Annotated in this window: 31 protein-coding genes and 1 tRNA gene; 17 read left to right on the top strand and 15 right to left on the bottom strand. The window is 62.8% G+C overall.

Annotation, left to right across the window (positions count from 1 at the left end; genetic code table 11):
- Window positions 1–164 precede the first annotated feature (164 nt).
- Window positions 165–401, top strand: a complete 237-nt coding sequence (locus LMTR13_RS00510; RefSeq protein ID WP_065726215.1) for a GIY-YIG nuclease family protein — start codon at window positions 165–167, stop codon at window positions 399–401.
- Between the two features lie 4 nt (window positions 402–405).
- On the opposite strand, the gene LMTR13_RS00505 is transcribed toward LMTR13_RS00510, so the two are convergent.
- On the bottom strand, window positions 406–864 hold the full coding sequence (locus LMTR13_RS00505) for a MarR family winged helix-turn-helix transcriptional regulator (RefSeq protein ID WP_065726214.1): 459 nt from the start codon (window positions 862–864) through the stop codon (window positions 406–408).
- Window positions 865–1,032: 168 nt separating this feature from the next.
- Here LMTR13_RS00505 and LMTR13_RS00500 point away from each other — a divergent pair, with 168 nt between their 5' ends.
- The 8 genes from LMTR13_RS00500 (at window position 1,033) to LMTR13_RS00465 (ending at window position 8,210) form a co-directional block, all read left to right on the top strand.
- Window positions 1,033–1,458 carry an organic hydroperoxide resistance protein gene (locus LMTR13_RS00500; RefSeq protein WP_065726213.1) on the top strand — a complete coding sequence of 142 codons (426 nt, stop codon included), beginning with the start codon at window positions 1,033–1,035 and terminating at the stop codon, window positions 1,456–1,458.
- A 172-nt stretch (window positions 1,459–1,630) separates the two neighbouring features.
- On the top strand, window positions 1,631–2,827 hold the full coding sequence (locus LMTR13_RS00495) for a CaiB/BaiF CoA transferase family protein (RefSeq protein ID WP_065726212.1): 1,197 nt from the start codon (window positions 1,631–1,633) through the stop codon (window positions 2,825–2,827).
- Window positions 2,828–3,006: 179 nt separating this feature from the next.
- Window positions 3,007–4,320 (top strand): sn-glycerol-3-phosphate ABC transporter substrate-binding protein UgpB, encoded by a 1,314-nt coding sequence (gene ugpB, locus LMTR13_RS00490; protein WP_065726211.1) that lies wholly within the window; start codon window positions 3,007–3,009, stop codon window positions 4,318–4,320.
- 83 nt (window positions 4,321–4,403) lie between these two features.
- The gene (gene ugpA, locus LMTR13_RS00485) at window positions 4,404–5,285 is read left to right on the top strand and encodes a sn-glycerol-3-phosphate ABC transporter permease UgpA (protein WP_065726210.1); all 882 of its coding nucleotides are present in this window, start codon (window positions 4,404–4,406) and stop codon (window positions 5,283–5,285) included.
- Entirely contained in the window at window positions 5,285–6,133 is an 849-nt protein-coding gene (gene ugpE / locus LMTR13_RS00480; RefSeq protein ID WP_065726209.1) for a sn-glycerol-3-phosphate ABC transporter permease UgpE, read from the top strand. Before ugpA ends, ugpE begins: the two co-directional genes overlap by 1 nt.
- Before the next feature lies 1 nt (window position 6,134).
- The gene (locus tag LMTR13_RS00475) at window positions 6,135–7,217 is read left to right on the top strand and encodes a sn-glycerol-3-phosphate import ATP-binding protein UgpC (protein WP_065726208.1); all 1,083 of its coding nucleotides are present in this window, start codon (window positions 6,135–6,137) and stop codon (window positions 7,215–7,217) included.
- Window positions 7,218–7,465: 248 nt separating this feature from the next.
- Complete coding sequence (locus tag LMTR13_RS00470) at window positions 7,466–7,891, top strand: Hsp20 family protein (RefSeq protein WP_057850485.1); 426 nt, start codon at window positions 7,466–7,468, stop codon at window positions 7,889–7,891.
- Between the two features lie 52 nt (window positions 7,892–7,943).
- On the top strand, window positions 7,944–8,210 hold the full coding sequence (locus tag LMTR13_RS00465) for a BQ00720 family protein (protein ID WP_028347912.1): 267 nt from the start codon (window positions 7,944–7,946) through the stop codon (window positions 8,208–8,210).
- Between the two features lie 131 nt (window positions 8,211–8,341).
- Here LMTR13_RS00465 and LMTR13_RS00460 read toward each other — a convergent pair whose 3' ends face one another.
- From LMTR13_RS00460 to LMTR13_RS41475, 9 genes are all read right to left on the bottom strand, one after another.
- Entirely contained in the window at window positions 8,342–10,030 is a 1,689-nt protein-coding gene (locus LMTR13_RS00460; protein WP_065726207.1) for a methyl-accepting chemotaxis protein, read from the bottom strand.
- 116 nt (window positions 10,031–10,146) lie between these two features.
- The gene (gene ptsN / locus LMTR13_RS00455) at window positions 10,147–10,608 is read right to left on the bottom strand and encodes a PTS IIA-like nitrogen regulatory protein PtsN (protein ID WP_028347914.1); all 462 of its coding nucleotides are present in this window, start codon (window positions 10,606–10,608) and stop codon (window positions 10,147–10,149) included.
- 234 nt (window positions 10,609–10,842) lie between these two features.
- A complete protein-coding gene (gene hpf, locus LMTR13_RS00450; RefSeq protein ID WP_065726206.1) occupies window positions 10,843–11,445 on the bottom strand; it encodes a ribosome hibernation-promoting factor, HPF/YfiA family in 603 nt (200 codons plus the stop codon).
- A gap of 133 nt (window positions 11,446–11,578) precedes the next feature.
- Window positions 11,579–13,228 carry an RNA polymerase factor sigma-54 gene (gene rpoN / locus LMTR13_RS00445; RefSeq protein ID WP_065726205.1) on the bottom strand — a complete coding sequence of 550 codons (1,650 nt, stop codon included), beginning with the start codon at window positions 13,226–13,228 and terminating at the stop codon, window positions 11,579–11,581.
- A gap of 206 nt (window positions 13,229–13,434) precedes the next feature.
- The gene (gene lptB / locus LMTR13_RS00440) at window positions 13,435–14,445 is read right to left on the bottom strand and encodes an LPS export ABC transporter ATP-binding protein (protein ID WP_065726204.1); all 1,011 of its coding nucleotides are present in this window, start codon (window positions 14,443–14,445) and stop codon (window positions 13,435–13,437) included.
- Between the two features lie 195 nt (window positions 14,446–14,640).
- Window positions 14,641–15,315, bottom strand: a complete 675-nt coding sequence (locus LMTR13_RS00435; protein WP_065726203.1) for an LptA/OstA family protein — start codon at window positions 15,313–15,315, stop codon at window positions 14,641–14,643.
- A 5-nt stretch (window positions 15,316–15,320) separates the two neighbouring features.
- Complete coding sequence (lptC, locus tag LMTR13_RS00430) at window positions 15,321–16,052, bottom strand: LPS export ABC transporter periplasmic protein LptC (RefSeq protein ID WP_418219746.1); 732 nt, start codon at window positions 16,050–16,052, stop codon at window positions 15,321–15,323.
- 129 nt (window positions 16,053–16,181) lie between these two features.
- The gene (locus tag LMTR13_RS00425; protein ID WP_065726202.1) at window positions 16,182–16,796 is read right to left on the bottom strand and encodes a ribonuclease D; all 615 of its coding nucleotides are present in this window, start codon (window positions 16,794–16,796) and stop codon (window positions 16,182–16,184) included.
- 198 nt (window positions 16,797–16,994) lie between these two features.
- Window positions 16,995–17,153 (bottom strand): hypothetical protein, encoded by a 159-nt coding sequence (locus LMTR13_RS41475; protein WP_197520980.1) that lies wholly within the window; start codon window positions 17,151–17,153, stop codon window positions 16,995–16,997.
- A 171-nt stretch (window positions 17,154–17,324) separates the two neighbouring features.
- On the opposite strand from LMTR13_RS41475, the gene LMTR13_RS00420 reads away from it, so the two are divergent.
- On the top strand, window positions 17,325–17,564 hold the full coding sequence (locus LMTR13_RS00420; protein ID WP_065726201.1) for a hypothetical protein: 240 nt from the start codon (window positions 17,325–17,327) through the stop codon (window positions 17,562–17,564).
- An 88-nt stretch (window positions 17,565–17,652) separates the two neighbouring features.
- Here the strand turns inward: LMTR13_RS00420 and LMTR13_RS00415 are convergent.
- Window positions 17,653–17,739: transfer RNA gene (locus LMTR13_RS00415), tRNA-Leu, on the bottom strand.
- A gap of 149 nt (window positions 17,740–17,888) precedes the next feature.
- On the opposite strand from LMTR13_RS00415, the gene LMTR13_RS00410 reads away from it, so the two are divergent.
- Window positions 17,889–18,869 (top strand): complex I NDUFA9 subunit family protein, encoded by a 981-nt coding sequence (locus LMTR13_RS00410; RefSeq protein WP_065732302.1) that lies wholly within the window; start codon window positions 17,889–17,891, stop codon window positions 18,867–18,869.
- A 47-nt stretch (window positions 18,870–18,916) separates the two neighbouring features.
- On the opposite strand, the gene LMTR13_RS00405 is transcribed toward LMTR13_RS00410, so the two are convergent.
- Window positions 18,917–19,723, bottom strand: a complete 807-nt coding sequence (locus tag LMTR13_RS00405; RefSeq protein ID WP_065726200.1) for an undecaprenyl-diphosphate phosphatase — start codon at window positions 19,721–19,723, stop codon at window positions 18,917–18,919.
- A gap of 290 nt (window positions 19,724–20,013) precedes the next feature.
- Here LMTR13_RS00405 and LMTR13_RS00400 point away from each other — a divergent pair, with 290 nt between their 5' ends.
- From LMTR13_RS00400 to LMTR13_RS00390, 3 genes are all read left to right on the top strand, one after another.
- On the top strand, window positions 20,014–20,706 hold the full coding sequence (locus LMTR13_RS00400) for a glutathione S-transferase family protein (protein ID WP_065726199.1): 693 nt from the start codon (window positions 20,014–20,016) through the stop codon (window positions 20,704–20,706).
- Window positions 20,655–21,872 (top strand): tRNA epoxyqueuosine(34) reductase QueG, encoded by a 1,218-nt coding sequence (gene queG, locus LMTR13_RS00395; RefSeq protein WP_065726198.1) that lies wholly within the window; start codon window positions 20,655–20,657, stop codon window positions 21,870–21,872. Before LMTR13_RS00400 ends, queG begins: the two co-directional genes overlap by 52 nt.
- A gap of 136 nt (window positions 21,873–22,008) precedes the next feature.
- Window positions 22,009–22,815: an acyl-CoA thioesterase domain-containing protein gene (locus LMTR13_RS00390; RefSeq protein WP_065726197.1), complete on the top strand. Its 807-nt coding sequence runs from the start codon at window positions 22,009–22,011 to the stop codon at window positions 22,813–22,815.
- A 123-nt stretch (window positions 22,816–22,938) separates the two neighbouring features.
- Here the strand turns inward: LMTR13_RS00390 and LMTR13_RS00385 are convergent, their stop codons facing one another.
- Together LMTR13_RS00385 and LMTR13_RS00380 are read right to left on the bottom strand one after the other, a co-directional pair.
- Window positions 22,939–23,406, bottom strand: coding sequence for a nuclear transport factor 2 family protein (locus tag LMTR13_RS00385; protein ID WP_065726196.1), 468 nt, complete (start codon window positions 23,404–23,406; stop codon window positions 22,939–22,941).
- A gap of 169 nt (window positions 23,407–23,575) precedes the next feature.
- Window positions 23,576–24,370 carry an alpha/beta hydrolase gene (locus tag LMTR13_RS00380; protein WP_065726195.1) on the bottom strand — a complete coding sequence of 265 codons (795 nt, stop codon included), beginning with the start codon at window positions 24,368–24,370 and terminating at the stop codon, window positions 23,576–23,578.
- Between the two features lie 221 nt (window positions 24,371–24,591).
- Here LMTR13_RS00380 and infC point away from each other — a divergent pair, with 221 nt between their 5' ends.
- Complete coding sequence (gene infC, locus LMTR13_RS00375) at window positions 24,592–25,131, top strand: translation initiation factor IF-3 (RefSeq protein ID WP_028347926.1); 540 nt, start codon at window positions 24,592–24,594, stop codon at window positions 25,129–25,131.
- Window positions 25,132–25,193: 62 nt separating this feature from the next.
- Here the strand turns inward: infC and LMTR13_RS00370 are convergent, their stop codons facing one another.
- Window positions 25,194–25,619: a hypothetical protein gene (locus LMTR13_RS00370; RefSeq protein WP_065726193.1), complete on the bottom strand. Its 426-nt coding sequence runs from the start codon at window positions 25,617–25,619 to the stop codon at window positions 25,194–25,196.
- A 264-nt stretch (window positions 25,620–25,883) separates the two neighbouring features.
- Here LMTR13_RS00370 and rpmI point away from each other — a divergent pair, with 264 nt between their 5' ends.
- Complete coding sequence (gene rpmI, locus LMTR13_RS00365) at window positions 25,884–26,084, top strand: 50S ribosomal protein L35 (RefSeq protein ID WP_008539890.1); 201 nt, start codon at window positions 25,884–25,886, stop codon at window positions 26,082–26,084.
- Between the two features lie 77 nt (window positions 26,085–26,161).
- Window positions 26,162–26,521 carry a 50S ribosomal protein L20 gene (rplT, locus tag LMTR13_RS00360; protein WP_028347928.1) on the top strand — a complete coding sequence of 120 codons (360 nt, stop codon included), beginning with the start codon at window positions 26,162–26,164 and terminating at the stop codon, window positions 26,519–26,521.
- The last annotated feature ends 124 nt before the right edge of the window (window positions 26,522–26,645 follow it).

Genomic DNA, 26,645 nt, shown 5'->3' with positions numbered 1-26,645 from the left:
TACGGCTCGGCAAGCCACGCCGCGCTCTATCGTAGCGAAGCAAGCGAAGGCTGCCGCGGCGTAGCCCGAAGGGCGAAGCCGGGCTCTATCCGAGCATACTGATAGGCTGCTCGGAAAGCGATATCCTGCGAAGGCCTCCTCAACGGCCAACAGCAGGGCAGCCAATGAAATACGTCTACATTCTTGAAAGCCTCGATTCCGAACACTTCTATGTCGGCATTACCGACGACCTGCGCGCGCGACTGGCCAAGCACAATGCTGGAGAAGTCCCGCACACGTCGAAGCACGGGCCCTGGCGAATCAAGACCTACGTCGCGTTCAGCGACGCAGCTCAGGCCATCGCCTTCGAGAAATACCTGAAGTCAGCCTCCGGCCGCGCTTTCGCCAGAAAACGCCTCTAGCCCCCTACTCCCCCACCACCGCATTCAATCGATCGCGCAGCGCGACGATCTCGTTCTTCATCGCCACGAGTTCGCCGACCGAGCAGGCTGACGCCGCCAGGATCGCCTGCGGCACGGTTCTCGCTTTCTCCCGCAGCGCCTCGCCTTTCGGTGTCAGCGCGATCCGCACCTGCCGCTCGTCCTCGGTGCTACGTGTCCGCTTGATCAGTTCGGCCGCCTCCAACCTCTTGAGCAGCGGCGTCAGCGTGCCGGAGTCCAGGTGCAGCCGCTCGCCGATGTCCTTGAGCGGCACGCCATCGCGCTCCCACAGCACCAGCATGACCAGGTATTGCGGGTACGTCAGGCCCAGCCGGTCGAGCAACGGCTTGTAGACGCGGTTGAACGCGTGCGCGGTGGAGTACACCGCAAAGCAGAGCTGATTATCGAGTCTCAGCGGCAGGTCGGCCGCGTGTTTTCTGGCCATCACAACCTCGTCAACGGACAGCGCCTGCCACCCAAATCAGGGGCGTAAGCGCTTGATTTCAATTGCATACAATTTAATTGCGGCCTCTGCAAACAATTTCAATTGCGCACAATCTAATTGTGTGCAATACACGATCCATCGAAACGGCAAACCCAAGGGGAGACCGACATGTCAGTGAACGTGCTCTACAAGACCAGCGCCAAGGCCACCGGCGGCCGCGATGGCCACGCCGCCACCCTCGATGGCGCGCTCGACGTCAAGCTCGCCACACCGAAAGAACTCGGCGGCGGCGGTGGCGCCGGCAACAATCCCGAGCAGTTGTTCGCGGCCGGCTATGCCGCCTGCTTCATCGGCGCGATGAAATTCGTCGCCTCGCAGGGCGGCCCGAAGGTGCCCGCGGACGCTACTGTAACCTCTACAGTCGGCATCGGCCCGCGTTCGGCGGGCGGCTTTGGCCTCGACGTCGAACTCGCCGTCTCCCTGCCCGGCGTTCCCAAGGCAGAAGCGGAAGCCCTCGTCGCGAAGGCCCACCAGGTGTGCCCCTATTCCAACGCCACGCGCGGCAATGTCGACGTCCGCCTGACCGTTGTCTGACGACGATGCACCAGCGGCCCGCCGCTGATATCGGCGGGCCGTTCGTCCGGCGGAATTTCCAGTTCGTGCTACGGCGACCGCGTCATGCGCCTGTGCGCGAGACGCCATTGCCGCCGCGCCCGAAGACCGCTAGCTCAAGGCTCCATTTTCACCCTGAGCGAAGGTCTTCTCCATGAGTTCTCCCGGCGCAATGACCGGCCTGCGCGTGATCGATCTGACGCGCGTGCTCGGCGGCCCCTATTGCACGCAAATCCTCGCCGACCACGGCGCCGACGTGATCAAGGTTGAACCGCCGGCCGGCGACGAAGTGCGCGACTGGGGTCCTCCCTTCCATGAAGAGGACGCGGCCTATTTCGTCGGCATCAACCGCAACAAGCGCTCGATCGGCCTCGACCTCGCGTCCGAAAATGGGCGTGCGGTGCTGATGAAGCTGTTGGAGACGGCCGACGTCCTGATCGAGAATTTCAAGCCGGGCACGCTCGACAAATGGGGCATCGGCAACGACGTCTTGCGCGCGAAGTTTCCAAAACTGGTGCATTGCCGGATTTCCGGCTTCGGCGCCGACGGCCCGCGCGGCGGCAATCCCGGCTATGACGCGATCATCCAGGCCATGACCGGCATGATCGCGGCGACCGGCTCGCCGGAAAGCGGGCCGATGCGGATCGGCGTTCCGCTGGTCGACATTACCACCGGGCTATACGCGGCGATCGGTATCCTGATGGCGCTGTCGGAGCGGCAGCGTTCGGGGCTGGGCCAGTTTCTCGAAACCACGCTGTACGAGACCGGCCTGGCGATCATGCATCCGCACACCGCCAATTATTTCATGCATGGCAAACCGCCGTCGCTCACCGGCAACGAGCACCCGAACCTCGTTCCTTACGCGATCTTTCCGACCAAGACGGACAATATCTTCATCGGCGTCGGCAATGACGGCACCTTCCGCAAGCTCGCCAAGGAAATCGGCAAGCCCGAGCTCGGTACCGATCCCCGCTTTGCCCGGAACAAGGACCGCATTGCCAACCGCGACGCGCTGCGCGTCGAGCTCGCCGCCGTGTTCAGCCAGCACGAGGCCGAACCGCTCTGCAATCGGCTGCTGGCGGCGGGCCTGCCGGCCGGTCCGGTGCAGAAGATCGACCAGGCGCTGACCAATCCGCATACGCTGCATCGCGGCGATATCATTGAAAAGGACTGGTACAAGGGCGTCGCCTCCCCGATCCGGCTGGAGCGGACCAAGCCCAGCCTGCGCCGCACGCCGCCGAAATTCAGCCAGCACACATCAGAGGTGCTAGGCGAGTTCGGCTATTCCACGGGCGAGATCGAGGCGCTGGTCGCCACGGGCGCGGTCTGCGGCTCCGAACGCAAACGCTAAACATCGTCGCCCCTGCGAACCGCAGGGGCGACGGCTACCGTTTGCCCTTCGCCTATTTTCCGGCTTCCCCAGCCACACGCTTTCCCACTAGCATCCTTTCGCTTATACGGTCATTTGCACGTCATCCGGCGCTGTTATCGCGCGAAACGAAGATGACGACCCCAACCTGGAGGAATTACATGGCATTTCGACAAATCGGCGCAGCCGCGGCAGTTTCTGCTGCGCTGGCGCTCGCAACGCCTGCCTACGCTGTGACAGAGATACAGTGGTGGCACGCCATGACCGGCGGCAACAACGACATCGTCAACAAGCTCGCCGAAGAGTTCAACGCCAGCCAGTCCGACTACAAGGTCGTGCCGTCCTACAAGGGCAGCTATCCCGACACCATGAATGCCGGCATCGCCGCGTTCCGCGCCGGCAACGCGCCGCACATCATGCAGGTGTTCGAGGTCGGCACCGCCACCATGATGAGCGCCACCGGTGCCATCAAGCCGGTCTACCAGCTCATGAAGGATGCCGGCGAGCCGTTCGATCCCAAGGCGTACCTGCCGACCATCACAGGCTACTACTCGACCTCCAAGGGAGACATGCTTTCGTTCCCCTTCAATTCCTCATCGACGGTGATGTGGATCAACAAGGATGAATTGAAGAAGGCCGGTATCACCGAAATCCCGAAGACCTGGCCGGAAGTGTTCGACGCCGCCAAGAAGCTGAAAGCGGCGGGGCATGCGACCTGCGGTTTCTCCAACGCCTGGGCGAGCTGGGTGCATATCGAGCAGTTCTCGGCCTGGCACAACGTGCCGATCGGCACCAAGGCCAACGGCCTCGACGGTTTCGATACCGAGCTGAAGTTCAACTCGCCGCTGCACGTGAAGCATCTGCAGAACCTGGTCGATCTGCAGAAGGACAAGACCTACGACTATGGCGGGCGCACCAGCACCAACGAGGCCCGCTTCGGCTCCGGCGAATGCGCGATCTTCCTGACCTCGTCGGGCTACTACGCCACCGCCAAAGGCACGGCCAAGTTCGACTTCACGTCGGCGCCGATGCCCTATTACCCTGACGTCGCCGGCGCCCCGCAGAACTCGATCATCGGCGGCGCATCGCTCTGGGTGATGGGCGGCAAGAAGCCGGACGAATACAAGGGTGTCGCAAAGTTCTTCACCTTCCTGTCGGATACCAACCGGCAGGCCAAGCTCCACCAGGAGTCCGGCTATCTGCCGATCACCAAGGCGGCCTACGAAAAGTCGATCAAGGACGGCTTCTACGAGAAGAACCCGACCCTGCAGACGCCCTTGAAGGAACTCACCAACAAGGAGCCGACCGAGAATTCGCGCGGCCTGCGCTTCGGCAACATGGTGCAGATGCGCGACCTCTGGTCAGAGGAAATCGAGGCGGCGCTGGCCGGCAAGAAGAGCGCGAAGGAAGCCCTCGATGCCGCCGTCTCTCGCGGCAATGCGATGTTGCGCGCCTTCGAGAAGACTGCAAAGTAGGCGAAGCTGAACTAGGCTACCGGCGCTCCCTCCTGAAACCCGGGAGGGAGCGCTTGCATCACCGGTAAGACCGCGACGCCTGAATGGAAAAGTCCACCGTCTTCAATAACCGCCTGCTGCCCTATTTGCTGCTGCTGCCGCAACTCGTCGTCACGGTTGTTTTCTTCTATTGGCCGGCAAGCCAGGCGATCTGGCAGTCGTTCCTGCGCGAGGACGCGTTCGGCCTCGTCTCCGAATATGTCGGTCTGGAAAATTATCAGGCGTTGTTTGCTCAGCCGGAATACTACCGGTCGATGCTGACGACGGTGGTCTTCTCGACGCTGGTTGCGGCGCTGTCGCTCTCGATCGCACTGTTGTTCGCGACCCAGGCCGACAAGAACCTGAAGGCCGCGCCCGCTTACAAGACGCTGATGATCTGGCCCTATGCGGTGGCGCCCGCGGTGGCCGGCGTGCTCTGGTTCTTCATGTTCCAACCTTCGCTCGGCATGCTGGCGCGTCCGCTGCGCGGCATGGGCCTCGACTGGAATCCGCTGCTTAACGAGAACCACGCCATGATGCTGGTGGTGATGGCGTCGGTGTGGAAGCAGATATCCTACAATTTCCTGTTCTTCCTGGCCGGCCTGCAATCGATCCCGAGGAGCGTGATCGAGGCCGGCGCCATCGACGGCGCCGGGCCGATGCGCCGGTTCTGGACCATCATCTTCCCGCTGCTGTCGCCGACGACGTTCTTCCTGCTGGTGGTCAACGTCGTCTACGTCTTCTTCGATACGTTCGGCATCATAGACGCCGTCACCGGCGGCGGACCGGCCGGCGCCACCACCACCATGGTCTACAAGGTCTACGCCGACGGAAGGCTCGGCGGCGATCTCGGCGGCTCGGCGGCACAGTCGGTCGTGCTGATGGTCATCGTGATCGCGCTGACCGCGATCCAGTTCCGCTATGTCGAACGCAAGGTGCAGTACTGATGGTCGAGCACCGCCCGCTCACCGATTTCATCGCCTACGCCATCCTGACGCTTGGCGTGTTCATCGTCGCTTTCCCGGTTTATCTCGCGCTGATCGCCTCGACCCATGACGCGGCGACCGTGGTCGGCGGCCACATGCCGGCGACGCCGGGCGCGCAGACGCTGGAAAATTACTACCGCGCCATCTTCGTCGGCGGCGCGCGCACCAGCCGCGAGCCGGTGGCTAACATGCTGATCAATTCCTTCGTCTCGGCGATCGGTATTGCGGTCGGCAAGATTTTCATCTCGATCCTGTCCGCTTACGCAGTGGTCTATTTCCGCTTTCCGTTCCGCAAGACGGCGTTCTGGATCATCTTCATCACGCTGATGCTCCCGGTCGAAGTGCGCATCTACCCGACCTACAAGGTGGCCGCGGACTTGCGCCTGCTCAACACCTATGCCGGCCTCATCCTGCCGCTGATTGCATCCGCCACCGGCACGCTTCTGTTCCGACAATTCTTCATGACGGTGCCGGACGAACTGCTGGAAGCCTCGCGGATCGACGGCGCCGGACCCTTCCGCTTCTTTTGGGATACGCTCTTGCCGCTGTCGGTGACGACCATGGCCGCGCTGTTCGTGATCCAGTTCATCTATGGCTGGAATCAATATCTCTGGCCGCTTTTGATCACGACGCAGGATTCGATGCAGACCATCGTGATTGGCATCAAGAAGATGCTGGTGACGACAGACGAGCTCGCCGAATGGCAGCTCGCGATGGCGACCGCGGTCCTCGCCATGCTGCCGCCGGTCGCGGTCGTCATATTCATGCAGCGGCTGTTCGTGCGCGGCCTGGTCCAGACGGAAAAGTGAAATGGCCAACGTAACGCTCCGCAACGTCCGCAAAACCTACCTTGGCGGCTTCGAGGCCATCAAGGGCATCGATTTCGAGGTCGGCGACGGCCAGTTCTGCGTGCTGGTCGGCCCTTCCGGCTGCGGCAAATCCACGCTCTTGCGCATGGTCGCGGGGCTGGAGACCATCACCGGCGGCGAGATTGATATCGGCGGGCGCATCGTCAACCAGATCGAGCCCGCCGAGCGCGACATCGCCATGGTGTTCCAGAACTACGCGCTCTATCCGCACATGACCGTCTACAACAACATGGCCTACGGCCTGCGCAACCGCCGCATGGCCGAGGGCGAGATCAAGACGCGGGTCGCGGAAGCCGCGCGCATTCTCGAGCTCAGCGCGATGCTCGACCGCAAGCCGCGGCAATTGTCGGGCGGCCAGCGCCAACGCGTGGCGATGGGCCGCGCCATCGTGCGGCAGCCAAAGGTGTTCCTGTTCGACGAGCCGCTGTCGAATCTCGATGCGAAGCTGCGTATCGCCATGCGGGTCGAAATCCGCAAATTGCAGCGCCGGCTGTCCACGACATCGATCTACGTCACCCACGACCAGCTCGAGGCGATGACGCTGGCCGATATTCTGGTGGTCATGAATGGCGGGGAGGTCGAACAGATCGGCAATCCGCTGGAGATCTACCAGAGGCCCGCCACCACCTTCGTGGCCTCCTTCATCGGCGCGCCGCCGATGAACCTGATGCCGCTGCGCTCCGAATTGAAATCGCAACTGGCCAGCGATGCCCGTGCCGCCGAAGCCGGCATCATCGGCATCCGGCCCGAGGACTTCGTCATCTCGAACGAAGCGGTGTCGGGTGGCGTAGCGCTCGGCCTTACGGTGGAGGCGATCGAGCGCGTCGGCGCCGAGACCTTCGTCTACGGCACGAGGCAGCAGGAGATGCAGGGAGTGGCCGCCACGCCCGGCGAACTGCCGCCGGGGGAAATCATCGTGCGCGTTCCCGGCGCCGTCGGTCCCGCCATCGGCGAGCGAATCAGGGCGGTTGCCGCACCCGACAAGCTGCATCTTTTTACCGCCGATGGACGGAAGCGGGTCTGAGCGGATGGTTCGAAGGACCAGACCTCAGATGTGCCATTGCACATCGGGGAATCTCGATATTCCGGGTTCGCTTCGCGCCCGGCATGACGGTGGAAAACTCCGCTACCGCCGATTTACCCTGCGTTCAGAGGCGCTTGAACCCTCCCCAAATCACCCCCATATTGTTCCTTGACCGGGCGGCGAGTCGGCCGGCCGGTTGAATGGGGCGCCGCAAGGGCCCCTCAAAGTCGCTTCGAGAGGACTTTGTGATGTCTCGTGTTCCTTCGTTATCCAGTCCGTTCCTGCTTGGGTTCGACGAAATCGAGCGTGCGCTCGATCGAGTCGTCAAAGGCGCCGACGGTTATCCTCCCTACAACATCGAGCGGTGTGACCGTGCCAACGGCCAGCCCGAACGGCTGCGCATCACGCTGGCGGTGGCGGGATTTACCCGTGACCAACTCGATGTGACCATTGAGGAAAACCAGCTCGTGATCCGGGGCCGCCAGCAGGACGACAAGGCTCGGCAATACATCCACCGCGGCATCGCCGCGCGCCACTTCCAGCGCACGTTCGTGCTGGCGGAGGGAATGTTGGTGCTGGGCGCGGATCTGAAAAACGGGCTGTTGTCGATCGATCTTGCCAGGCCAGAACCTGAAAGGGTCGTTAAGACAATCGCTATCAATGAGCACGAATAATAGTGGAACAAGGAGCGGACTCGACCGCTTAGTCTCCAGAGGAGTCGAGACCATGAGTGATGTGAGTGTGACCTTCGAATCCGAAAAGGTTTCCGTTGAGGCGCTGGCCCATCTTGGTGAAGGCCATATCGCCTATGTGAAACAAGTCCGTTCCGAGGACGTGCCGGGATTGTTTCCGCAGGCGCCGAAAATCGCGCCGGGACTGAAACTGTTCGCGCTGCATGCCGCCGACGGCACGCCGATCATGCTGACCGACAGCCGGGAAGCTGCGATCGCCAACGCATGGAGCAACGAGCTTCAGGCCGTCAGCGTGCACTGACGCAGCACTTGCTGCTGTCACTGACGCAGCTTCGCCCGCATCGGCTGATCTGATGCCGGGTGAGTGCGAGAAGAGGGTTTCGGATACGCGGGCATCGCCCGCGTATCTTCGTTAATGCAAATCCAATCCGCCTAGGCAGCGCGCACGGTCGAGAGGAATTTCTCCACTTCGCCCTTGAGGTGATTGCTCTGCCCCAATAGCGAGCGGGCCAGACCGTGCACATGCGTCGATGCCGCGCCGGTATCGGTCGCGCCGCGGTTGACATCGGTGATGCTGCCCGCGACCTGCGTGGCGCCCTGCGCCGCCTGCTGCACGTTGCGCGAGATTTCCTGGGTTGCTGCGCCCTGCTCTTCCACGGCTGCCGCGATCGCCTGCGAGATCTCCGCGATGCGGCCGATCGTGCCGCCGATTTCCTGAATCGCCGACACCGACTGATTGGTCGCCGATTGCATCTGGCCGATCTGCCCGCTGATTTCCTCGGTCGCTTTCGCGGTCTGCGCGGCAAGCGCCTTGACCTCGGATGCGACGACGGCAAATCCACGTCCCGCCTCGCCGGCGCGCGCCGCTTCGATCGTGGCGTTCAGCGCCAGCAAGTTGGTCTGCTCGGCGACCGCACTGATCATCTTGACCACTTCGCCGATCCGGCTGGCGGACTGCGCGAGATCGGCAATCCGCGCGTTGGTCTGCTCGACCTGGCTGACCGCCTCGCGGGATATCTTGTGCGAATCCTGAACCTGGCGGCTGATCTCGGACACCGACGAGGCCATCTGGTCCGCGGCCGCCGCCGCTGACTGCGCGTTGGCCGAGGATTGCTCCGACGCGGAGGCGACGGTTGCCGAGAGCATCTGGGTCACTTCGGCAGTCTTGGTCAGCTTGCCGGCCGATGATTCGAGTTCGGACGAGGCGGTCGATACGGTCTGGATGATCTTTCCGATGGCGGCATCGAAGCCATCGGCCATCTGCTGCATCGCGGCCTTGCGGTCGCCTTCCGCCTTCAGCTTCAGGCTGGCCTGTTCCGATTCCATCGAGCGAACGCGGAGCGCGTTTTCCTTGAAGACCTGAACCGCCCGCGCCATGGCGCCGACTTCGTCGCCGCGGCTGAGCGCCGGGACCGAGACATTGAGGTCGCCCGCGGCAAGGCCCTTCATCACGTTAGTCATTTCCGCAATCGGGCGAATGACGCCGAATGCCACGCCGAAAATGCCAGCGCCGATGATGAAAAACACCACGGCCGAAACGCCCCACAGCAGCCACGTGAATGTGCTGACGCGGCCCGTCGCCGCGACCTCCGTCGCCGCATTCCGGTCGTTGGCCTGCTTGACGATGTCGTCGATGATGGCGCGGTGCGCGGCATAACGTGCGGCGATCTCCGCATAGGATTTTGCCGCCGCGGCACTGTCGTTCTTGGACAACGCCGGCAGCAAACCTTCCTGGATCGCGGTCCAGAAGCGCCGCACTTCGTTATGGGATTTCTCCACGAGCTTCGCCTTCAGCACCGGATCGAGATCGGATTTGACCCAGAAATCGTGGCGCTCGTCATATTCCTTCTTGAGCTGCGCAATACGGTCGCGATGCGCCGAAAGCTTGGCCGGATCGTGCAGCACGAGCGTGGCTTCGAGATAGGCCTCGATGACATACTCCGGCGGCGGCAGGATGTCGGCGATGAGGTCATTGCCGAGCTTGATCTGATTGTAGAGCGGGCCGCCGACCTTGAGTTGCGACAGCCCGTAAACACTGGTGGCAATCACGGCACCAAGGCCCAATGCAGTGACCAAACCAAAAATCAATATCGCGCGCGAAATCGTCAGCCGCAGCGTCATGGCAATGTTCTCCGGGCAGAGGAAAAATCCCAGCGGACCAAATAACTGCCATTTAGCTTAAAATTGCGTTTAGCTGCTCTACCACCGGGCGAAGAACCGCCGTTCCTCGCGAGGCACTACGCGGCGCTTGCCGGCGGCAACGCCAACACCGAATAGATCGCCTGGGCATCGCGGGAGGCGCGGAGCTTCTTGGCGACGTCCTGGTCGCGCAACAGGCGCGCGATCCGCGCCAGTGCCTTCAAATGATCGGCGCCGGCGCCTTCCGGGGCCAGCAGCAGGAAGATCAAGTCGACCGGCTGGCCGTCCATCGCCTCGAAATCGATCGGGCGTTCCAGGCGTGCAAACAGCCCAAACAGCTTTTCCAGCTTCGGCAGCTTGCCGTGCGGAATGGCAACACCATAGCCAACGGCGGTGGTGCCGAGCTTCTCCCGCTGCAGCAGCACCTCGAATACCGAGCGTTCGTTCTGGCCGGTCAGGGCGGAAGCACGCGCGGCCAGTTCCTGCAGCGCCTGTTTCTTGCTGATGACCTTCAATGCGGGGAGAATCGCCTCGGGTGCGACCAGATCGGTAATCGTCATGGGGCGTTCCGAGGTGAATTTAACCGTCAGGTTGCGAGATAGGTTCTAGAACCGGGGCGTCAAGAAGATGCGGCGGGAGGCGGGGTTAAGCCTGGGTCCCGATTTGCACGGCTTCTACTCCAACGCACGCGCGGTGCCAACTCCCGAAGGGCCAGTTCCTGCACCCCCTATACTTAAGAAGCGGCGGACCATAGGGAGGGCCAATCGGGGCGTCAATGCCATCGGGTATAGATCTCAGGGGGTAACCGAGGGAGGATCGATCCAGCCGACATTGCCGTCCGGCCGGCGGTAAATGATGTTCACCCGGCCGCTGGACCCGTGCTGAAATACGATGCAGGCGGCTCCGGTCAGATCGAGTTCCATGACCGCCTCGCTGACCGAAAGCCGCTTCAGCGACGTGGTCGCCTCGGCGATGATGACGGGGCTAAAGGATGTGACCTCCTCGTCGCCTTCCGCCGGCGCCTCGATCACATAGCTCGGCGCATCGAGCATCGGACCGTCGATCTCCGCCAGCGCTGCGGAGGCAGCATAGGCCTTGCGGGCGGAACGGTCCTTCAGCCGGCTCTTGTAGCGGCGCAGGCGCTTCTCGATCATCAAGAGCGCCTGGTCGGCGCTGGCATAGGCGTCGGTGGCGTTGGAGTCGGCTTCCAGCGTAATCCCGGAGTCCAGATGCAGCGCGCAATCGGTGCGAAAGCCAAACCCATCCTTGCTCAGTGTGATGTGGCCTGAATAATTGCCGTCGAAATATTTCCGCAGGACCTCATCGGTGCGCTCGTTGACGCGCGAACGAAGCGCCTCGCCGATGCTGATGCTCTTCCCGGAGATTCGAAGGGTCATTTGATGCCTCGCTTGATGCCTCGACTACTCTGGTTTGGTTGGAGGGTGAGTCCTGTCGATGAACCGGTAGCCTCCCTTTCCTGGATCATGCTCTGGCGGGAACCGAGACTATCGCGATTTGACGCGAACGCAATCAGGCCGGCGCCGTATCGCGGGATCGGTCGGAGGAGGTGGCGGGGGCTGAAAGTGCGTTACCGAGCATACTTTGTTTGTCGCGGCGGCGCTGGACCGAGGAAGGAATGCGCATGGCTTCGCGGTACTTCGCGACCGTGCGGCGGGCGATATCAATGCCGGATTCGCGCAATCGTTCCACGATCGTATCGTCGGAAAGGATCGCACTCGGCGCTTCCGCATCGATCAATTGCTTGATGTGGTGACGGACCGCCTCCGCCGAATGCGCTTCGCCGCCATCGGCCGACGCAATCGAGGCGGTGAAGAAATATTTCAGCTCGAAACTGCCGCGATTGGTCGCCATGTATTTGTTGGCGGTGACCCGCGACACCGTGGATTCATGCATCTGTATCGCGTCTGCTACCGCTTTCAGATTCAGCGGCCGCAGATGCGCGACGCCATGGGTGAAGAATCCGTCCTGCTGGCGGACGATTTCGGTGGCGACCTTCAGGATGGTGCGGGCGCGCTGATCGAGTGCGCGCACCAGCCAGGTCGCATTCTGCAGGCAGTCGCTGAAATAGGATTTGTCGCCGTCCTTGCGGATCGTCTTCGACAGCTCGGTGAAATAGACCTGATTGACCAGCACACGCGGCAAGGTGTCGCTGTTGAGTTCGACATGCCATCCGCCGTCCGGGCCGGGCCGCACATAGACGTCGGGCACCATGGTCTGCGTACGCGCCGAGCCGAACTTGAGGCCGGGCTTCGGATCGAGACGCCGGATCTCGCCGATCATGTCGGTGATGTCTTCGTCGTCGACCCCGCAAAGTTTGCGCAAAGACGCAATGTCGCGCCTCGCCAGCAGATCGAGATTCTCCACGAGCGCCTGCATGGCCGGGTCGTAGCGGTCGAGTTCGCGGAGCTGGATCGCGAGGCATTCGCTCAGGTTCCGCGCGCAGACACCGGGCGGATCGAACTTCTGCAGCACCGCGAGCACGGTATCGACATCTGCCTGCGAGGCTCCCAGCCGCTCGGCGGCCTGCCCCAGATCCGGCGGCAGATAGCCGGCATCGTCGACCAGATCGATAAGGTACTGCCCGATCATGCGCTGCGCCGGCGCGCTGAAGGCCACCGCGAGTTGTTCGGCGAGGTGGCTGGATAGCGTCACCTCGGCAGCGACGAAGGCTTCCAGATTGTATTCGTCGTCGTTGGAGGCGCCTCCGCCCCATTCGGTGTAGGCGGTCGGCGCCGCGTCCTGTGCGGCGCGCGCGGCCGCTTCCGCCGGCTCTTCGGAAAAGACGTTGTCGAGCGGGGTGTCGAGCGTCTGCTCGATCTCGGTGCGGCTGCCGAGCTCGCGGTTCAGCCAGTCCTCCTGGCCGGGCTCGAAGGTCTCGCCGCCCGCGCCTGCGGCCATATCGGAGGCATCGCTGCCGCCTTCGTCGCCAAAGCTGCCGGAATCGGAGAACTCGGCGCGCTCGGATACCGGCTCGCCTGCAACCGGGGGTTCGGGGCCGTCGCTGGCCCGCTCCAGCAGCGGATTGCGCTCCAATTCCTCCTCGACGAAAGCCGAGAGGTCGAGATTCGACAGTTGCAGCAGCTTGATCGCCTGCATCAATTGCGGCGTCATCACCAGCGACTGCGACTGGCGGAACTCGAGTCTTTGCGTCAGCGCCATGGAGCCAAGAACCGATCCATAAAAAGTTGGTCCGATTCTTGCTTATATTAGTCCAAAGCCCTTGTACACGGCTTGACGCGCGGGAAAATTGGGCTATGGCGCGACCAGCAGCAACGGAAGCTGGTTTCGGGTCCCCGGCGCCCACAGTTTCCTGAATAAGCGCAATACCTTAACACCGAACCGTCGATGCATTGGCGGGGCATGCGCTACAGTCGGAATTCCTCGCCAAGGTAAAGACGGCGTACATCCGGATCGTTGACGATCTCTTCCGGACTGCCCTCGGTCAGGATCTGCCCGGCATAGACGATATAGGCGCGGTCGGTCAGGCCGAGCGTTTCCCGCACATTGTGGTCGGTGATCAGGACGCCGATGCCGCGGTTGGTGAGGTGACGGACGAGGTCCTGAATATCGCCGACCGCGATCGGATCGATGCCGGCAAAGGGTTCGTCGAGCAGCATGTAGTTCGGGCGCGTTGCCAGCGCGCGCGCGATTTCGACGCGGCGGCGCTCACCGCCGGAGAGCGCGATCGATGGCGATTTGCGCAAGCGCGTGATGTTGAATTCGTCGAGCAGCGAGTTGAGTTCGGCTTCGCGCTTCTTGCGGTTGGGTTCGACGACCTCGAGCACGGCACGAATATTCTGTTCGACGGTGAGGCCGCGAAAGATCGAGGCCTCCTGCGGCAGATAACCGATGCCGAGCCGCGCGCGCTGATACATCGGCAGTTGCGTCACGTCGTGACCATCGAGTTCGATGGCGCCGCGATCCGCCTTGATCAGCCCGGTGATCATGTAGAACACCGTGGTCTTGCCGGCGCCGTTCGGGCCGAGCAGACCGACCGCCTCGCCGCGGCGAACATAGATGCTGACGCCGCGCACGACCTGGCGCGTGCCGAAACTCTTTTCCACGCTATGCACAGCGAGGAAGCCGGGCCGCTTGATCAGGCGCGGGGCTTCGCCGCCATTGGCCTTGGGACGAGGCGCCTGTGCGCGGGAACGCGGCCTCTCCCCACGCGGCGGTTCTACGGTGGGATCCGGCTGCGGCAATTCCAGCCCGGGCAGTGCGGCGGAGCGCGCCATTGGCGGTGTATCGCGCACCGGGCTCGCAAGCATGTCGCCGAAGGAATCGCCGAGCGCGGTGATGTCCTCGCGCGAACGCGCAAAGCCCACAGGGCCGCGTTTCGCGGGGCGTCGACGGAACATGCCGAATAAATCCACCATCCCGCTTCGCTTAAGCCTTTCACGGTGATTCCGCGACGTGCCCGCCGGCGAATCGCTTCGCTAGCGAACCATGAATGAATGGATGTCCCCTGCCCAGCGAAACACCCCGCCGTGCGCCCTGCCCAGTAGATACAGGCTCGCGCTACCGGCTTCAACCGTGGCCGCCCCAAATAATCCTTAAGGCGCTGATCTGTCTTATTTTTTGCCGGGGATCAGCGAGGGTATCTGGACCGGAGCGGGCTTCGCACCGCCCGATCCCGACCCGCAATTCTCTCCCTGGATGAACATGCCCTGCACCTTGCCGCTGTCGGATTCGACGCGCGACACGCCGGTCGTCATGTCGACCTTGAGGCGATCGCCGCGGAGCACATTCTTGCACTGGGTGAGCACGACCCCGCCCACCATGGTGATGAGATTGGCCCGCGTGTCGAAGATCGCGGTCTCGCCGGTCACGACCTGATCCTTCTGCGTGACCACGACGGAGCCCTTGGCTTCAAGCCGGCGGATCGACGAGCTGCCACCAGGCCCGGGGCTCGCGGACTGCATCGAGCCGGATTTCGATCCCTTGGGCGCAGCGGGCGGCGCGTCCGATGCCGGGCCGGAGTCGTAGAACACCACCAGCGACTTCGAGGTCATGGTGGTGTCGCCCTGCACGACCTTCACGTTTCCGGAGAAGGTCGCCTCCTTTTTCTTGTCGCGCATCTCGAGCGACGCCGCCTCGATCTGAATCGGCTGATCGCGGTTTTGCGAAAAGCCCTGCATCGCATTCGGCACGCCCGACATGGCGCCCTGCGCGAAGGCGTCACCGGAGGCGGTCAACGCAAGCGCAAGCGCTACTGCCGCAAGACTGCGCGAGAACAACTGCATCATCGAAATCATTTCGTGTTGGCGGACTTGCCGCTGATGGACCGCGTCTTCGGCGCCGTCTGCGGCTCAGGCTCAGGAGCAGGTGCCGGAGGGCTTTCCATGATCAGATTCATCACGACGTTGCCCTCGAAGCGCACCACCTCGCCGCTGTCGAGGATCCTGAGCTTGTCGGCAGTCAGCGTACCATTCAGCAATTTGACGTCGACATGTTCGTCCGACGTCACCGTCCCCTTGTTGATGTCGATATAGGCTTGCGAGAGTTTGGCTTCGTAGCCGGTGGAGGATTGCAGGAAGATATCCTTGCGCAGGTCCAGCATCTGCTGCTTGCTGTCGAAAAATCCCGTGCGGGCATCCATCGTCACCGTGCTCTTGTCCTCCATCATGACCTTGGCCCGCAGCGTCTGCAGTTCGACGTGATCGGGGGCAGACAAATCCTGGATCGCCGCCTTGGCCCACAATTCGTACGGCCGCTGGTCGGTGGAGAAGCCGGCAAGGTGCGGCGTCTCCATCGTGATCTTGGTGCCTGACACGACGAGATTGCCCATATCGACCGGCAGCTTCGAGAGCCCGGTGATGCGGAACGGGTTGAAGAAAGCGATGATGATGATGACGGCCATCGCCAGCGCCACAGCCGTCGGGACCGCGACCCGCAGCACCCGCACCATCCGGCTATGGCGGGCGGCCGCGGCAAAGCGGGCCTCCATTCCGGTGGCAAAGGCTGGGTTTTGTATCGGGTTCACCGCGGCTCCAAAGACGCCCAAGACAGCGTCATCCTACCCGCAATCGCGGGATTATGCAGCCCGGACACTCGCGATGAGTGTGACCGAAACGGGGCGGAAGCCGGTAATCGGCGCTTCAAATGGTCCCGGTCACGAATGCGCGAAGATGTCCTCGGCCTCCCAGCCGCTCAAATCGAGCTTGGCCCTAGTCGGCAGGAAGTCGAAACAGGCTTGCGCCATCGCCGTGCGCTCCTCGCGCGCCAGCATGGCATCGAGCCGCTCGCGAAGGCCATGCAGATGCAGTACGTCGGAGGCGGCATAGGCGAGCTGCGCCTCGCTCAGGCTAGCTGATCCCCAGTCGCTCGACTGCTGCTGTTTCGACAGATCGATGTTGAGCACCTCGCGCACAAGATCCTTCAGGCCGTGCCGGTCGGTATAGGTGCGGCTCAGCCGCGAGGCGATCTTGGTGCAGTAGACCGGCTGCGGCATCACGCCGAAGGTCTTGTACAGCACCGCGACATCGAATCGCGCGAAGTGGAAGATCTTGGTGATGTTCGGATTGGCCAGCAGCGCCTTCAGGTTCGGCGCATCGGTATGGCCTTGTGGAATCTGGATAACATCGGCGCTGCCGTCGCCGTTCGACATCTGCACCACGCAGAGCCGGTCGCGGTGCGGATTGAGTCCCATGGTCTCGGTATCGATCGCAACCGAGTCCTTGTAGCGGGACAGATCGGGCAGGTCGCCGCGATGCAGGCGGATGGTCATGAAAGAAAGCCTCGTGTCTTTAGTCGATTCGACCGAGACACTAGCGCCCTGAGCCGCCGGAGGCGAGCGGCCGACCACAGCTTATAGAACGGGAATTGCGGACTTCGCGGTGATTTCGCCCGCTAGTCAGGCCATCGCCCGCTTCGCGCGAGGCGAAGCATTGCCGCCTCTGCAGGTTGCTGGGGGATGCAGGACCGATTAGGTCGTCTTCCCGTCGGGTGATTTCGGCGGCTGAAGCTCCGGACTGTTGGCCCAGCGGTCGAGATTTTCGATGACGTGCGCATGGCTCGGCCGGCGGGGCGGTGGCTGCTCCCGCTCCTCCGACAGCTTGCGCGGCAGCTTGATGTTCTCGGTCATGCCTATTCTCCGAGACTAAAGAATGCGCCCGCGCGGGCCCAGTTCAACCATTAACACGTTGTTTTTACTGATGTATTTAACTAATTTGACAGCTGAGTCTTGCTTGTTGGAACCAACACCAATCGTGCGCATTGAGTAAATTGCTCAATCCACTCAGTTTGGGTCACAGCGATGTCCGACATTCGTGGTGAACGACTACAGGTCATGCTTTCGCCGGATGAACTGACCGCAGTTGACGATTTTCGCTTCAAACACCGAATGCCGACGCGAGCAGCGGCCGTTCGCGAACTGCTGAAACTCGGGCTGACGGTGCTTACCGCCAACGGCGACGGGGCGAAGTCGAGCGATTACGGCGTGTTCAGTCGTGGCCCGGACGGACACACGGCATCCGATTCGGATCCAACCGCCTAAGGTCAGCAACATATCGCCATTGCAAGTCGGGATTCACTGCCCGGGGCTTGGCGCCAGCGGGCGTCTCAACTCGCTCGGGCATGGGCAATGGTGCCCAGGAAAGGACTCGAACCTTCACGGCCGTGAAGCCACTGGCACCTGAAGCCAGCGCGTCTACCAATTCCGCCACCTGGGCCCGGGCGGGTTAGTAAGGATCGGTCACGCGCTTGTCAAATCGCTTCAATGCCATCCGAAATCCGCTGTACAGCGGAGCCGGGTTGGCGTATCGCGAATCCGCTAAATCCCACCGATATCTTCGAATTTGACCGGCAGGAATTGACCCCGATGACATCGCATGCGGCAGCGAACCTGGAAACGCTCATCACGGTGTTTGGCGGATCGGGCTTTCTGGGGCGAAACGTGGTCCGGGCGCTGGCCAAGCGCGGCTATCGGATTCGGGTGGCGGTGCGGCGGCCCGAACTGGCGGGGCACCTGCAGCCGCTCGGCCGGGTCGGCCAGATCCACCCCGTGCAGGCCAATCTGCGCTATCCGGCTTCGGTGGAGGCGGTGATGCGCGGTTCCGAAACCGTGGTCAACCTGGTCGGCACCCTGGCCGAGAGCGGCGCGCAGACTTTCGACGCGGTGCAGACCAAAGGCGCCGAAACCATCGCCAGGGCCGCCAGCGCGATCGGCGCGGAGATGGTGCATGTATCGGCGATCGGCGCCGACGAGAATTCGCCATCGGCCTACTTTCGCTCCAAGGCGGCGGGCGAGAAGGCCGTGCTGGCGGCAGCGCCGTCCGCCACGATCCTGCGGCCGTCGCTGCTGTTCGGGCCCGAGGATCAATTCACCAACCGCTTTGCGTCGCTCGCCCGGATATCGCCCTTCCTGCCGCTGATCGGCGGCGGCGAGACGCGGGTGCAGCCGGCCTATGTCGCCGACGTCGCCAACGCGGTCGCCGACGCCGCCGAGGGCAAGACCAAGCCGGGCGCGACCTATGAGCTCGGCGGGCCGGATGTGCTGACCATGCGCGAGATCATGGAAATCATCCTCAAGATCACTGAGCGCAAGCGCATGCTGGTTTCGCTGCCGTTCGGGCTGGCGAGGCTAAAGGCGCTATTCCTGCAATTCGCGCCGGGTCCGTTGAACCTGACGCCGGACCAGGTGGCGATGCTGCAAGTCGACAATGTCGTGTCGGACGGCGCCAAGGCGGCCGGTCTGACGCTGCAAGGGCTCGGCATCACGCCGGAAGCGATGGAAGCGATCGCCCCGCAATATCTCTGGCGCTTCCGCGCCGCCGGGCAGTTTCAGAGGAAGAGCGCGTAGATTTCTTCGTCGTGCCTGCATTCGTTCGCGGAGACGACGGAGAGAGCCTATTTCCCCAGCGCCAGCGCGATCAGGCCGAGCATGCCGATGACGACGCGCCACCACGCAAAGAACGTGAATCCGTGGCGGGTGACGTAGGTGAGGAACGTCTTCACCACGATCGCCGCAGTAATGAATGAGACCACGAAGCCGATCGCGACGATGCCGATGTGATCGGTCGTCATCTCGGCGCGGTTCTTGTAGAAATCGTAGGCGAACGCGCCGACCATGGTCGGGATCGCGAGAAAGAACGAAAATTCCGCGGCCGATCGCTTGTCACCGCCGAGCAGCATCGCCGCCACGATGCTGGCGCCGGAGCGTGACACGCCCGGGATCATGGCCACGCATTGCGCGATGCCGATCCACAGATACATCAATAGCGGATAGCGCGTGGCGTCATGCTGCGTCGGCTTGAGATAGAGTTGATCGACCCACAACAGAATTGCGCCGCCGGCGATCAGCGTGAAGCATACCACCCACGGATTGAAGAGAAACTCCTTGATGTACTTGCCGGCAACCAGGCCGACGATCACCGCAGGCAGAAACGCCAGCAAAACGCCGATCACGAATCGCCGGTCGTCGGGATTGGTGAACATGCCGAGCGCGACGCGCGACAATTTGACGAAATAGAGCATGACGATGGCGAGGATCGCGCCGAGCTGAATCAGAATCACAAAACTCTGCCAGAAGGCGCCCTCGCCGAGGCCGAAGAAGCGCTGCGCGACCAGCATATGGCCCGTCGACGAAACCGGCAGGAATTCCGTGACGCCCTCGATGATGCCGAGAATCACCGCCTTCACTACATCCGACATCATGATGTGGGTCCATTTTGGCTGGAAAAATCGCGCCCTTCTCGCCTATTCATCCCGATGCCGCAATCGCAAAAAAACGCCAAAGACAGGTTGCCTCCTGCGCCGGCTTGGCTATAGCGTTTTCGAGCGAACTGAATCCCGGTTCGCGCAAACAAAACGCGTCAAAACAAGGGCTAGAGCCTATTCGGTTCTGATTTGAGGCAGAACCGAATAGGCTCCAGTGTCGCGATTCGCATGACGCGGCTTGACCGCTCGGGTTCCTTGAGCGTCGCCGCGAATTGTTCAAGGATTTCATGTACACGCTCTATCACCATCCGTTCTGTCCGCATTCGCGCTTCATTCGCCTGGTGCTGGGCGAACATGGCCTCGACCTGCGCCTGGTGGAAGAGCGGGCCTGGGAGCGGCGCGAAGGGTTTCTCGTGCTCAATCCCGCGGGCACCACGCCGGTGTTGATGGCTGACGGCTTTCCGCCGATCCCCGGCGCAGGAATCATCGCCGAATATCTCGACGAGACGCACGGCCTGGAAGCCGGCGAGCGCCGGCTGTTGCCGGCCTCGATGGCGGAGCGCGTCGAGGTGCGCCGGCTGATGGCGTGGTTCAACGAGAAATTCTTCGAGGAGGCATCGAATCCGCTGGTGACCGAGCGCATCTATAAGCGTTTCATGAGCGAGGAAAATGGCGGCGGCGCGCCGGCGGCCGATGTGATCCGCGCGGCCAAGGCCAATGTGCGCTATCATCTGGCCTATATCGGCTGGCTGGCGCAGACGCGGAATTTCCTCGCCGGCGACCGGCTGACCTACGCGGATCTCGCCGCCGCGGCGCACCTTTCGGCGATCGATTATCTGGGCGATGTGCCATGGAGCGAGGACGAAGCGGCAAAGATGTGGTACGCGCGGGTGAAATCCCGCCCGTCGTTCCGCCCGCTCCTGAGCGAATGGCTGGCGGGGGTACCGGCGTCGCGGACCTACGTGGACCTCGACTTCTGAACCAGGGCGTCAAACTTGCCGCTGCCGATCTGAAGTCCGCGCTCGTGCGCGAAGCGAAGGCGCTCGGTTTCGACTGCATCGGCGTCACCGATCCCGACGCGATCGGCAATGCCGGAAAATATTTCCGCGAATTCCTCGATGCCGGCGCACATGGCGACATGGACTGGCTCGCGGCGCAACCCGAGCGGCGGATGGATCCGCGCGTGCTGTGGCCGGGCGTGCGGTCAATCATCATGCTCGGCTTCAATTACGGACCCGATGACGATCCGCTCGCGCTTCTCGAAAAGCGCACACGCGGCGCGATCTCCGCCTATGCCCAGGGCGACGACTATCACGACGTCATCAAGAAGCGCCTGAAAACGCTGGCGCGGTGGCTGGTCGCGGCATCGGGCGAGGAAGTGAAAGTGTTCATCGACACCGCAGCGGTAATGGAAAAGCCGCTGGCGCAGGCGGCGGGACTGGGCTGGCAAGGCAAGCACACCAATCTCGTCTCGCGCGAATTCGGCTCATGGCTGTTCCTCGGCGCCATCTTCACCGCATCCGACCTGCCGCGCGACACCGTCGACACCGATCATTGCGGCTCCTGCAACGCCTGCCAGGAAATCTGCCCGACGGCGGCTTTCCCGGCGCCCTACAAGCTCGATGCGCGGCGCTGCATTTCCTACCTGACGATCGAGAACAAGGGCCCGATCCCGCACGAATTTCGCAAAAGCATCGGCAACCGCATCTATGGCTGCGACGATTGCCTCGCGGTGTGCCCGTGGAACAAGTTCGCGCAACAGGGCCGCGAGACGAAACTCGCCGCGCGCGCGGAATTGCGTGCGCCGTCGCTGGCGGAGCTGGCGCGGCTCGACGACGCCGCCTTCCGCGCGCTGTTTTCGAAATCGCCGGTCAAGCGCATCGGCCGCGACCGCTTTGTCCGCAACGTGCTGATCGCGATCGGCAATGCGGAGCAGCCGTCGCTGGCGAGCGAGGCGGAGCGATTGCTGGACGATGCAAGCCCGCTGGTGCGCGGCGCGGCGGTGTGGGCGATGTCGCAATTGGTGAATCGGGAGCGATTCGAGGCGCTGGCTGCGAAGGCGATAGGCAGCGAGACGGACGAAACCGTGCTTGAGGAGTGGGATCTAATCTCCTCCGTCATGCCCCGCCACCGGGCCTCGCCGTAGGCGAGCCCGATGACAGGCTCCGGCGGGCATCCAGTACTCCGAGACACCTCGGATAAGGTGATATGCCGCGGCGTACTGGATCGTCCGCTTTCGCGGACGATGACAGGTGGAGTGAAATCCGCCATGGTCGCCGGCCATGACAAAAAACCAGCCGTTCTTCACGCACAACCGCATCAACGACACCTTCACGCCCACGCCCGTTTCGAACGGCCCTTGGGACACCAATTCATTGCACGGCCGTGTCGTCATCGGCCTGCTTGCGCACGTGATCGAGCAGCGCCACGGCTCCAGCGAGTTCGTGCCGGCGCGGCTTACCGTCGACATGTTCCGCCTGCCAAACGTCACGACGCCGATCGAGGTCACGACCAAGCTTGTCCGCGACGGCATGCGCATCAGGGTGGTGGAGGCCGAGTTCTTCTCCGGCGGCACCAGCATGGCGCGCGCCTCCTGCCAGTTATTGCGCAAGACGGAAAACGCGCCGGGCAATGTCTGGTCGCCGCCGGACTGGGATGCGCCGAAGCCCGCGGACATTCCAAAGCCGACGGATCCCAGGCTCGGCATGAACGGCAAATGGACCACGCGGCCGATCGTCGGCCACATGGGTTCGCTCGGGCCGCGGCGTCTGTGGATGAGCGAGGTGCGCGAACTCGTCGAGGGCGTGCCGATGTCGCCCTTCGTGCATGTCGCCACGGGCGCCGATTTCGCCAGCCCCTTCGCCAATGCCGGCGATCAGGGGTTGGGTTACATCAACAGCGACGTCACGCTGTATCTGCACCGCCTTCCCGTGACGCCATGGATCGGCTTCGACGTGGTGAACCATCACGCCACCGACGGCATCGCGATCGGCGAGTGCTGGCTCTATGACGAGCATGGGCCGATCGGAACATCGACGGTCGCGGCATTGGCGCAGCGCAAGCCGATGACAAACGTGCCGCCGCCGTAGCGCAAAATTGTCATGCCCCGCGAAAGCGGGGCATCCGGTATTCCAGAGAGCGCGGAGCAAAACCGAGAAGCCGCGGCGTACTGGATCGTCCGCCTTCGCGGACGATGACAAACAGAGAGGGCGTCACTCCAGATGCCGCTTCATCTCCGGCCGCGCCTTCAGCGCCGCGCCCTGCTTAGCCACGATCTTGGCAATCCGCTCCGGCGCAAATTTGAGATCGGCGAACGCCGGCGCGGTGTTGGCGACCTCGTGATATTCCACGATCTTGCCGTCGCGCAGCCGCATGATCGCGACCCCCTCGAACATCGCGCGTGCACCTTGCGCTTCCGGCAGCGTCGAGCGGTAGCTGAAGGTGTAACGCGCATAGAGCGTCTCGCCGTCGCTGACGGGGTCGTGCATGTCCCAGCGGAAATCGGTGGCCGTGCGATAGAACCAGTCGTCGATCATGCCTGCGATTTTCGCGCGGCCGGCGAATGCGCCGTAGAAAACGTCGTGATAGACGCCGTCCTCGGTGAACAGTTCCGCAAAGGCCTTGCTGTTGCGCTGCTCGACGGCGTCGCAGAAGGCGCGGAGCATGGTGGAAGTGTTCATCGTTTATCTCCGGTCGTCATGCCCCGCGAAAGCGGGGCATCCAGTATTCCAGAGAATGCGACGTTAATCGATAGGCGCGGCGTACTGAATCATCCGCTGGAGCCTGTCATCGGGCGCGCGTTCGCGCGAACACGGTGGCGGACGATGACACCGTGGTTGCGGCGAGAACTCACCCCATCTCCGCCACGGCCGCGAGAATCCGCGCGATGTCCTGCGGGCGCGACAAGCGGTGATCGCCGTCCTGAATCATGGTCAACACCACGTCTTCGGCCGGCAACCGGTGCGCCAGCGCGAAGGCATGCTGCCAGGGCACGTCCGGGTCCTGCGCGCCCTGCAGGATGCGGACCGGGCACCCCACGTCGATGGCGCTGCCGAGCAGCAGGTGATTCCGCCCCTCTTCGATCAGTGCGCGCGTGATCGGATAGGGCGCGCCATCATCATACTCCGACGGCCGCATCCACACGCCCTTGGTCGTGATCTCCTCGCGAATCTCGTCGGAGAAGCCGTTCCACATCAATTGCTCGGTAAAGTCCGGCGCCGGCGCGATCAGCACCAGCCCGGCGAGATTCGCCTGCCTGGCCTCACGGTTGGCAATAGCGCGCGCCAGCAGGAGCGCCATCCAGCCCCCCATCGATGAGCCGATCACGACCTGCGAGCCCCGGCAGAACTGCTCGAATACCGCAACGCTCTCTTCCAGCCAGCGCCCGATGGTGCCGTCGATGAAAGCGCCGCCTGATTCGCCATGGCCGGAATAATCGAATCTAATACAAGCCCGGCCGTGTTCCGCGGCCCAGGCGTCCAGCGCGAGCGCCTTGGTGCCCCGCATGTCGGAATTGAAGCCACCGAGCCAGAACAGCCCGGGCCCGCTGCCGGCACGGGCGCGCACCGCGATCCGGCGGCGGCCATCGCCCTCTCCCACCTCGATAAGGGCCGGTTCCTGGTCGATTGTCGCTGAATTGGTCATGGATCTGTCACTCTTGCCCACGGCTTTGTCCGCGAGCGCGCTTCATGGGTCAAGCGCGACCGCCCGGCGCTTGCGGATCAGGCCGCCGCGCTATATTTGCCGGACGTGACCGAAATGCCTCGCATTTGACGGTTTTCGGGCGCAGACCGTGAGTTCGCTTGCTGTCTTCAGCGTATTGCTTCAAACTACCGCCCTTCTTTCACAACTTTGGAGAGTTACCCATTCGCCGTCCCAACAGAGCCCCGCCCGCTGCAACCAAAGACGGGCCGCGCACCAACGATGATATTCGCAACGCGCAGATCCAGCTGATCGATCAGAACGGCACCAACCACGGAACGGTCGAGACCGTGGTCGCCATCAAGATGGCCCTCGAGGCGGGCATGGATCTCGTCGAGATTTCGCCGAACAACAATCCTCCCGTCTGTAAGATTATGGACTACGGGAAGTTCAAGTATTCGGCACAGAAGAAAGCCGCCGAGGCGCGCAAGAAGCAGAAGATCGTCGAGATCAAGGAGATCAAGCTGCGGCCGATGATCGACGATCACGACTACGACGTGAAGATGCGCGCCATGCAGCGGTTCTTCGAGGAAGGCGACAAGGTCAAGATCACCTTGCGCTACCGTGGCCGCGAAATGGCGCACCAGGAAATCGGCACCAAGCTCCTGGACAAGGTCAAGGCGGACGTTGCCGAGTTCGCCAAGGTCGAGCAGGATGCCAGGTTCGAGGGGCGCCAGGTCGTGATGGTGCTGGCGCCGCGTTGATGTGAGTGAGCGGAATTGAGAGCGGCCCGTCGGATCCGGCGGGCCGTTTGCTTTGCGAGCGATCAGGTCCGCGTGGCCTGCCAGGTGCCGCTGCAGCGGTCGCCGGTGATGATGCCGCTCCATGCGCCCGCACCATTGGTGCCGGCGAGCCGGCCGCCGCCGCTGGCCTTGGAGGCGCCAACGGAAACCTTGACCGCAACCGCGCCGGTGCGATTGACCGAACCGGAAACCCGGCCGCCGCCGGCCGATAACACGCGGTTACCGGCGACAGTAAACGGGACGCTGTACCCGGAACTGCAATTGCCCCGCGTGGTGGCGAAGATCACGTTCCAGGTGCCATCATAGACGCCTGCGGCCCTTCTGGTGGCGGCATCGGCACCACCGGGCGCGGCCACCGCGGCAAGCGCTGCGAATACGGGAAGCCAGCACAGGGAGCGCAGGCCGGGAAACACGTTAAGACAGGCAATCGATCGCTGAAATCGGGTCATTCTTCCTGCTCCGCACCGAGGTGATTGACGACATCACGGCGTAAGTAGCGGCACCGCCCCCCGCGGTTCATCGTTGCCATTTGGCGTTTCCTCTGCCATAAGCCCGACCTTCATCGCCCGGCTGATCAAGGGCTGCCGTGTCGATGTCCGTGCGGGTTGCCTCGCTTTTTGGGGAAAACCTGAGCACTTTCAACGCTCTAACGAGCATTTTAAGCCGCAAAAGCGCCCCGCGGGCGCGTTTTTCTGCGGCCACAGGAGAGCCAAATGCCCAAGCTGAAGACCAAGTCAGGCGCTAAAAAGCGCTTCAAGGTGACTGCCACCGGCAAAGTGATGCATGCCCAGCGCGGCAAGCGCCACGGCATGATCAAGCGGACGAAGAAGCAGATTCGTCAGCTCCGCGGCACCCGCGTGCTGTTCAAGACCGACGGCGACAACGTCAAGAAGTACTTCTTGCCGAACGCCTGATCGCGTTCACGCCACAGCAGCCGAGCCGCGCCCGCGCGGCGATCCCGTCATCTTAGTTCTGATCAAGGATATCAGTCATGTCTCGCGTCAAACGCGGTGTGACCGCCCACGCCAAGCACAAGAAAGTCTACAAGGCCGCCAAGGGTTTTTACGGCCGCCGCAAGAACACCATCCGCGCCGCCAAGGCCGCGGTCGAGAAGGCCGGCCAATATGCGTTCCGCGACCGCAAGCGCAAGAAGCGCACCTTCCGCGCGCTCTGGATCCAGCGTCTCAATGCCGCTGTGCGCCCGTACGGCATGACCTACAGCGTCTTCATCAACGGCCTCTCGAAGTCGGGCATCACGGTGGATCGCAAGGTGCTGTCGGATCTCGCCATCAACGAGCCGGCGGCGTTCCAGGCGATCGCCGAAAAGGCCAAGGCCGCGCTGGCGGCCTAATTCGCAATCGCTGCGGCGTTCTTGCAATTCCGGTGTCATGCCCCGCCTTGTGCGCCATTGCGCACTGGGGCGGGGCATCCAGTAACGACCGACCGACATTTTGACTCCGGGGGTTACTGGATCA

It is taken from the genome of Bradyrhizobium icense (assembly GCF_001693385.1).
Lineage (GTDB): Bacteria > Pseudomonadota > Alphaproteobacteria > Rhizobiales > Xanthobacteraceae > Bradyrhizobium > Bradyrhizobium icense.
Note: the sequence above shows the minus strand (reverse complement) of the source record. Positions and strands in the feature narration are given on the sequence as shown.

Coding starts and splice junctions, on each gene's coding strand:
- ptsN (WP_028347914.1), bottom strand. CDS start 10,608: ATGACGATTACCGATCTGGTCGCACCCGAGGCGATTCTCCCCGCATTG.
- LMTR13_RS00390 (WP_065726197.1), top strand. CDS start 22,009: ATGACAAAAAACCAGCCGTTCTTCACGCACAACCGCATCAACGACACC.
- LMTR13_RS00410 (WP_065732302.1), top strand. CDS start 17,889: ATGACATCGCATGCGGCAGCGAACCTGGAAACGCTCATCACGGTGTTT.
- LMTR13_RS00370 (WP_065726193.1), bottom strand. CDS start 25,619: ATGACCCGATTTCAGCGATCGATTGCCTGTCTTAACGTGTTTCCCGGC.
- LMTR13_RS00500 (WP_065726213.1), top strand. CDS start 1,033: ATGTCAGTGAACGTGCTCTACAAGACCAGCGCCAAGGCCACCGGCGGC.
- LMTR13_RS00460 (WP_065726207.1), bottom strand. CDS start 10,030: ATGACGCTGCGGCTGACGATTTCGCGCGCGATATTGATTTTTGGTTTG.
- LMTR13_RS00400 (WP_065726199.1), top strand. CDS start 20,014: ATGTACACGCTCTATCACCATCCGTTCTGTCCGCATTCGCGCTTCATT.
- LMTR13_RS00470 (WP_057850485.1), top strand. CDS start 7,466: ATGTCTCGTGTTCCTTCGTTATCCAGTCCGTTCCTGCTTGGGTTCGAC.
- LMTR13_RS00475 (WP_065726208.1), top strand. CDS start 6,135: ATGGCCAACGTAACGCTCCGCAACGTCCGCAAAACCTACCTTGGCGGC.
- queG (WP_065726198.1), top strand. CDS start 20,655: ATGGCTGGCGGGGGTACCGGCGTCGCGGACCTACGTGGACCTCGACTT.
- rpoN (WP_065726205.1), bottom strand. CDS start 13,228: ATGGCGCTGACGCAAAGACTCGAGTTCCGCCAGTCGCAGTCGCTGGTG.
- LMTR13_RS00510 (WP_065726215.1), top strand. CDS start 165: ATGAAATACGTCTACATTCTTGAAAGCCTCGATTCCGAACACTTCTAT.
- ugpB (WP_065726211.1), top strand. CDS start 3,007: ATGGCATTTCGACAAATCGGCGCAGCCGCGGCAGTTTCTGCTGCGCTG.
- rplT (WP_028347928.1), top strand. CDS start 26,162: ATGTCTCGCGTCAAACGCGGTGTGACCGCCCACGCCAAGCACAAGAAA.
- LMTR13_RS00505 (WP_065726214.1), bottom strand. CDS start 864: ATGGCCAGAAAACACGCGGCCGACCTGCCGCTGAGACTCGATAATCAG.
- lptB (WP_065726204.1), bottom strand. CDS start 14,445: ATGGTGGATTTATTCGGCATGTTCCGTCGACGCCCCGCGAAACGCGGC.
- LMTR13_RS00425 (WP_065726202.1), bottom strand. CDS start 16,796: ATGACCATCCGCCTGCATCGCGGCGACCTGCCCGATCTGTCCCGCTAC.
- hpf (WP_065726206.1), bottom strand. CDS start 11,445: ATGACCCTTCGAATCTCCGGGAAGAGCATCAGCATCGGCGAGGCGCTT.
- ugpE (WP_065726209.1), top strand. CDS start 5,285: ATGGTCGAGCACCGCCCGCTCACCGATTTCATCGCCTACGCCATCCTG.
- LMTR13_RS00405 (WP_065726200.1), bottom strand. CDS start 19,723: ATGATGTCGGATGTAGTGAAGGCGGTGATTCTCGGCATCATCGAGGGC.
- LMTR13_RS00385 (WP_065726196.1), bottom strand. CDS start 23,406: ATGAACACTTCCACCATGCTCCGCGCCTTCTGCGACGCCGTCGAGCAG.
- rpmI (WP_008539890.1), top strand. CDS start 25,884: ATGCCCAAGCTGAAGACCAAGTCAGGCGCTAAAAAGCGCTTCAAGGTG.
- LMTR13_RS00495 (WP_065726212.1), top strand. CDS start 1,631: ATGAGTTCTCCCGGCGCAATGACCGGCCTGCGCGTGATCGATCTGACG.
- ugpA (WP_065726210.1), top strand. CDS start 4,404: ATGGAAAAGTCCACCGTCTTCAATAACCGCCTGCTGCCCTATTTGCTG.
- LMTR13_RS00380 (WP_065726195.1), bottom strand. CDS start 24,370: ATGACCAATTCAGCGACAATCGACCAGGAACCGGCCCTTATCGAGGTG.
- LMTR13_RS00420 (WP_065726201.1), top strand. CDS start 17,325: ATGTCCGACATTCGTGGTGAACGACTACAGGTCATGCTTTCGCCGGAT.
- LMTR13_RS00435 (WP_065726203.1), bottom strand. CDS start 15,315: ATGATGCAGTTGTTCTCGCGCAGTCTTGCGGCAGTAGCGCTTGCGCTT.
- LMTR13_RS00465 (WP_028347912.1), top strand. CDS start 7,944: ATGAGTGATGTGAGTGTGACCTTCGAATCCGAAAAGGTTTCCGTTGAG.
- LMTR13_RS41475 (WP_197520980.1), bottom strand. CDS start 17,153: ATGACCGAGAACATCAAGCTGCCGCGCAAGCTGTCGGAGGAGCGGGAG.